Source organism: Streptomyces spongiae (genome assembly GCF_009377185.1).
In the GTDB taxonomy this organism is placed as follows: Bacteria; Actinomycetota; Actinomycetes; order Streptomycetales; family Streptomycetaceae; genus Streptomyces; species Streptomyces spongiae.
In genome coordinates, this window is sequence record NZ_VJZC01000613.1 from 1 (window position 1) to 5,775 (window position 5,775).

Annotated in this window: 5 protein-coding genes; 4 read left to right on the forward strand and 1 reads right to left on the reverse strand. The window is 71.2% G+C overall.

Annotation, left to right across the window (positions count from 1 at the left end):
• The first annotated feature begins 86 nt into the window (after window positions 1-86).
• Both FNH08_RS42870 and FNH08_RS42875 read left to right on the forward strand, forming a co-directional pair.
• Complete coding sequence (locus FNH08_RS42870) at window positions 87-500, forward strand: DUF3151 domain-containing protein (protein WP_152776924.1); 414 nt, start codon at window positions 87-89, stop codon at window positions 498-500.
• Between the two features lie 28 nt (window positions 501-528).
• Complete coding sequence (locus tag FNH08_RS42875) at window positions 529-723, forward strand: hypothetical protein (RefSeq protein WP_152776925.1); 195 nt, start codon at window positions 529-531, stop codon at window positions 721-723.
• On the opposite strand, the gene FNH08_RS42880 is transcribed toward FNH08_RS42875, so the two are convergent.
• A complete protein-coding gene (locus FNH08_RS42880) occupies window positions 692-2,542 on the reverse strand; it encodes a zeta toxin family protein (protein WP_322726376.1) in 1,851 nt (616 codons plus the stop codon). The two genes, FNH08_RS42875 and FNH08_RS42880, sit on opposite strands and share 32 nt — an antisense overlap.
• A 1,031-nt stretch (window positions 2,543-3,573) precedes the next feature.
• On the opposite strand from FNH08_RS42880, the gene FNH08_RS42885 reads away from it, so the two are divergent.
• Both FNH08_RS42885 and FNH08_RS42890 read left to right on the forward strand, forming a co-directional pair.
• Complete coding sequence (locus tag FNH08_RS42885) at window positions 3,574-4,434, forward strand: tryptophan 2,3-dioxygenase family protein (protein ID WP_152776927.1); 861 nt, start codon at window positions 3,574-3,576, stop codon at window positions 4,432-4,434.
• 22 nt (window positions 4,435-4,456) lie between these two features.
• Window positions 4,457-5,725, forward strand: coding sequence for a kynureninase (locus FNH08_RS42890; RefSeq protein WP_152776928.1), 1,269 nt, complete (start codon window positions 4,457-4,459; stop codon window positions 5,723-5,725).
• Window positions 5,726-5,775 lie beyond the last annotated feature (50 nt).

A 5,775-nucleotide genomic window follows, 5' to 3' on the forward strand; every position in this document is an offset into this window, starting at 1 on the left:
GGGGCGAGAAACACCCTTTGGCAGCCCGCCACCCCTTCGACCTCCCAGGCCCGACCCGCGCCCCCACATGGGCCAGACTGGAACCCATGACCATTCACGAGAACCTCCTCGGGGGCCCGCCCCCGACGCACCTCCCCGACGACCCGGAGCCCCGCGAACTGCTCGCGAACGGCACGGCCCCCGCGGACGTCGCCGCGAAGCACCCCACCTCGTCCCTCGCCTGGGCCCAGCTCGCGGACGACGCGTTCGAGCGCGGCTCGGTCGTCGAGTCGTACGCGTACGCCCGTACGGGCTACCACCGCGGTCTGGACGCCCTGCGAAGGAGCGGCTGGAAGGGCCACGGCCCGGTGCCCTGGGAGCACGAGCCGAACCGCGGCTTCCTGCGCGCCCTGCACGCCCTCGCCCGAGCCGCCGGCTCGATCGGCGAGCAGGAGGAGTACGAGCGCTGCACGCAGTTCCTGAAGGACTCCTCCCCGACGGCGGCCCAGACCCTGGGCTAGGGGCCTTGGACACGGCGGTCCTGTCACGGTGACAACCCGTGACGGGGCCGCTCCCTGGGCCCGGCCGGACGCGGAGCATGTACGACGGGTGATGGCCTGGTGCAGCGAGCGGAACTCCGTCGCGTGGCGCTCCGCCGGTCCCGATCGGACGCGGCTGGTCGAGCGGATCGGCGTCGACTACGAGGAACGGTTCACTCACCTGGCGGGCGAGGCAGAGGACTAGTGGCGCCGGGCCCGGCGGGCGGCATGGGCAGGGCGGTCGGCGGCTCGGGGCGGACGAGTTCACCGGTTCGCGGGTGGCCGGGCATGAGGGGCCGGGCCAGCTGCGTGATCTGTATGAGTTCCGCCCGGTACTGCGGAAGCGCGGCACGCAGCCGCCGCTGCGTGGCGAGGAACCGGGCGGCTTCCTGGGGTGTGTACGGGCGCCGCTGCTCGTCCACCAGAGCCCGTACGGCGCCGAGCGGACGCACCCACCGGCCGTCCGGGCCGAGCTTGTTGCGGTGGACCGCGCTGTCGTCCCGGCGTATGACCGTGAGGGAGTCGACCGCGGCCCCGAGTTCGGCGAGCCGGACCACCTCGGTGACCGCCACGAAGCACACATCGTGTCCCGCGGAGGTGGTGAAGCGAGCGGGCTTCCCGCGGCGGCTCGCCTCGGTGTAGCGGTCCGCGGTGCCCTGTCGGCTGTCCGCCGCGCGTACCGCCAGGGCGACGAGCTCCACCCGGTACCCGGCGGCGCGGTAGCGCGCCGCCCGGTCCAGGAACTGCCGGGCGCTGCCGGGCGCCATCTCGATGACCGCGTCGCCGCGCCCGGCGATCACGTACGCGTCGGCCTCGTCCTGCCATGCCTGGTAGTCGGCGCGGATCCGGGCGCTCGCCGTACGAGGACAGGTCTCCAACAGCTTCAGGTAGTCGGGGTGGGCCGCCTTGAAGTCGTCGCCGACGAGGGAGACCGGCCGCCGTTTGCGCAGCGCGCGGCGGATCAGCCGGGCCGTCCCCGACTTGCCCGCGCCCGGCTGTCCCACCACGAACACCACGACCGGATCCTTGTGGGGCGTGATCTCGCCCAGACCGGGCAAGATCACTTCATTGAGGATCCAGCGGTGTTCCTCGACGCTCAGCCGGTGGTAGTCGGTGCCGGGCGGTTCCAGCAGGGGCTGGGCGATCCGCCGTACCCGCTCGGACAGCGCGAAGGCCCTCTCCACGCCTCCGCGCACCGCCAGCCGCTGCCCCGCGGAGACCTGTCGGTGGTACAGCCGTTCCTCCGTACGGGACAGCTGCGTACGGAACACCGCGGTCTGCAGCGCGCTCCACGGCGCCGCGCGCTCGGTCTCGACCACGTCGGCGGCAACGGGCGGCACGATCCACGAGCCCTCGGCAAGTTCGTTGACGTAGAGCACCTCCAGGCCGCGTCGGACGACGGTCACGCGGTCGGCCAGGCGCTCCTCCTCGATGACGCGGAGGCTGCGGATCATGCCGCGCACGCACGTGTCGTGGTTCTCCCAGGACACGTACCGGCCGGTGCTGGCGCTGTGGATCTGGTGCACGTATCGGTCCAGCACACTGAGCTGGCTCCATGCCTCCGCGGTGGCCAGCACCACCACCTCGACGCGGTAGCCGGCCGCGCGCAGGGCGCCCGCGATGCTCCTGAACTCCTCCGGGGCCGCCAGGGCGGTCTCCCACACCAGGTCGAAGCCGTGGGCGCGGGCGTCCTCCATGACCTCCGACTCCCATCGGCGGACGTCCGGCCGGACCTTGATGCCCGCGGTCCGCTCGTCCTCGGCCAGCAGCGTGCCGTACGAAGGGTGCAGCAGCTTGTACAGGTCGCTGCTGATCCGCACCGCGCCCCCGCGCCGGTTCAGGGACTGCTCGATCACGTCGGCGAGGAACGACTTGCCGCTGCCGGGCTGTCCGGCGACGAGGACCGCGACCGGCTTCTCCTGCGCGACGGCGTGCCCGGTCGACGCCGGGAGGATCAGCGTGGTGAGGATCTCCCGGTGCCGCTCCTCGGACAGCACGACCGGCACCACCTCGTTCTCCCTCACCGCTCCTCCTCGCGCCCGGGGCGACCGGTGACGTGGTGAGAGCAACCGCACGCGGTGTCGCTGACCGGGGGCCAGGTCTCCGGCCAAGGAAAACGCCTGGGGAGCGCGGGTTCTCCGTGCATCGTTCCGGCAGTGCATGTCACAACAGCTGTGGCCTCGGGCTCAAGTTTCGGACGAACTGCCCGTCAAACGGACGAGAGCTGTGCAAACGCAAATGACATGTGCAAGCTTCCGATCATCCGTACTGCGTGGTCGCGCGGGTGAAGACGCTGTCGTCATAGGTTCGCCCTTCGTCTCGTGTTCGGAAATGCAGGGTCGAGGGAGACCAGGGGCTGCTCAGCGCTGTCCAGGGGCTCGCAATCCGGGAGAGCGCTGGGCCGGCTCCGTCAGTCGAGCGGATGCCGTCCCCTGATCCAGGCCAACATCAGGGCGGCGGTCGCGGTCAGCCCGATGACCAGAGCGGTGAGGGGCATCGCGGGATGTTGTTCTCTTTGAATTCCTTCCAGTTGTTGGACGCGGCGATGGACTCCAGGTGGAAGTGCACCCACCCGCTCTCGCTCGCCCAACTTCTCGTCCACGAACTTCAGCCCCCCGTGGATGGCCCGGCCCAGCCTCGCCGCGCCCCAGCGATGGGGCGGTTCCCCCTTCTGCACACCCGCGTCGACGCGGGTGTGCAGAAGGAAGGGGAGGGGCTCCAGGCTCCTGGACCAGGAAGGGGCCCAGGCCGTCCTGACCAGGCTGCTTCCTCGATACGGGAGAACCGGCTCCCCGCCTTGTGCGCCATGACCGCGTCCGTCGCGTCCGTCCGCGGGAGAACACGTCGACGCGGGACCGTCCGAAGAGGTGTGACGAGGACGTGTGACCAGGACGTGTGACGAGGGGGTGTGACCAAGACGCGTGACGAGGGCGTGTGACCAGGCAGACCTTGCCGTATCGGGGGAGAATTGCGGAGGATGCCCTTGGGGACCGGGGCCCCCGTGTCGGTTACGGCAGGGGCGGACCGCTACCCGGATTATTCGCAGGAGACAGCGATGTCCCAACAGGCTCAGCAGATCCCTCCCCGTCCGGACGAGGCGCACGAGCCCGAGACCCCGCATCTCGACTTCCAGGGCACGACCCCGTATGAGGACTACGTCAGGGCCGACGTTCTCACCCACCTCCAGCACACCCTCTCCGACGACCCCGGAGAGATGGTCTTCCTGGTGACCACCCAGGTCATGGAGCTGTGGTTCACCGTCATCGTCCACGAGTGGGAGACCGCCGCGGGTGCGCTCCGCGAGGACGACGTACCGACGGCCGTGGCCGCGCTCAAGCGGTCCGTACGGGAGCTGGAGGCGCTGAACGCGTCCTGGCGGCCCCTCTCGCAGCTCACGCCCGCCCAGTTCAACTCCTACCGGGCCGCCCTCGGCGAGGGCTCCGGCTTCCAGTCGGCGATGTACCGCCGTATGGAGTTCCTGCTCGGCGAGAAGTCCGCCTCCATGCTCGTACCGCACCGCGGGGCTCCGCGCGTGCACGCCGAGCTGGAGAAGGCCCTGCACGAGCCGAGCCTCTACGACGAGGTGCTGCGGCTGCTGGCGCGGCGCGGCCACGCGGTGCCGGACGCGGTCGTAAGCCGTGACGTGTCCCGGCGCTACGAGCCCTCGGCCGAGGTCGAGGCGGTGTGGACCGCCCTGTACGCGGGCGACGAGACCGACGAACTCGCCCGGCTCGGCGAGGCGTTGACCGACGTCGCCGAGCTGGTGTGGCGCTGGCGCAACGACCACCTCGTCGCCACCCGCAGGGCGATGGGCGCCAAGTCCGGCACGGGCGGCTCCGCCGGGGTGGCCTGGCTGGAGAAGCGCGCCCAGAAGAACGTCTTCCCGGAGCTGTGGACGGCGAGGTCTCATGTCTGAGTCGTCCGGCTTCGGCGCCGGGATGTCCGAACTCTCCTTCAAGGCCGGGAAGTTGGACGCCGCTGACGAGCTGGCCGGGCTGCGCGACGCGTTCGTACTCGACGACGTGGTGTACCTCGACGGGAACTCCCTCGGCGCGCTCCCGGCGGCCGTGCCCGGTCACGTCGACGACGTCGTACGCCGTCAGTGGGGTTCCCTGCGTATCCGGTCCTGGGACGAGAGCGGCTGGTGGACGGCGCCGGAGCGGATCGGTGACCGGATCGGCCCGCTCGTGGGTGCGGCGTCCGGGCAGATCGTGGTGGGTGACTCCACGAGTGTGAACGTCTTCAAGGCGCTCGTCGCGGCGGTCCGTATGGCCGGTGACGGCGGGGACGAGAACCGGGACGAGGTCCGGGATGAGAACCGAGACGAGGTCCGGGACGAGGTCCGGGAAGGGGGCCAGGACGGGGGCCGGGACGAGATCCTGGTCGACGCGACGACGTTCCCCACCGACGGGTACATCGCGGAGTCGGCGGCGCGGATGACGGGCTGTTCGCTGCGTCCGGTGACGCCGGCGGAGGTCCCGGCCGCGTTGGGAGACCGCACCGCCGCGGTCCTCCTCAACCACGTCGACTACCGCACCGGCCGACTGCACGACCTGCCGGGCCTGACGGCGGCGGTGCACGAGGCGGGCGCGTACGCGGTCTGGGACCTGTGCCACAGCGCCGGTGCCCTGCCGGTCGGGCTGGATGAGCACGGGGTCGACCTGGCGGTCGGCTGCACGTACAAGTACCTCAACGGAGGGCCGGGTTCACCTGCGTATCTGTATGTGCGCCGGGACCTTCAGGACCGTTTCGACTCGCCGCTGCCCGGCTGGAACTCGCACGCCGAGCCGTTCGGGATGCGCCCCGACTACACCCCGGCCTCGGGGGCGCCGCGGGGCCGCGTCGGCACGCCGGACATCCTGTCGATGCTGGCCCTGGAGGCGGCCCTGGAGGTCTGGGAGGGCGTCTCGATCGACGCCGTCCGCGCCAAGTCCCTCGCCCTGACGGACTTCTTCCTGGAGTGCGTCGCGGAGTACGTACCCGAGGGGCGCGTCGAGTCCCTGACCCCGGCCGCCCACGCGGAACGGGGCAGCCAGGTCGCGCTGCGGTGCGAGGACGCCGGGGACGTGATGAAGCGCCTGATCGAGAACGGCGTGGTCGGCGACTTCCGCCACCCGGACGTCCTCCGCTTCGGCTTCACGCCCCTGTACGTCGGGTTCGGTGACGTGGAGCGGGCGGCGCGGACGCTGGGGGACGTGCTGTCCTGAGGCCGGGGCATGGACGACGGGGGCATGGAGCACGGGGCACGGGGCATGGG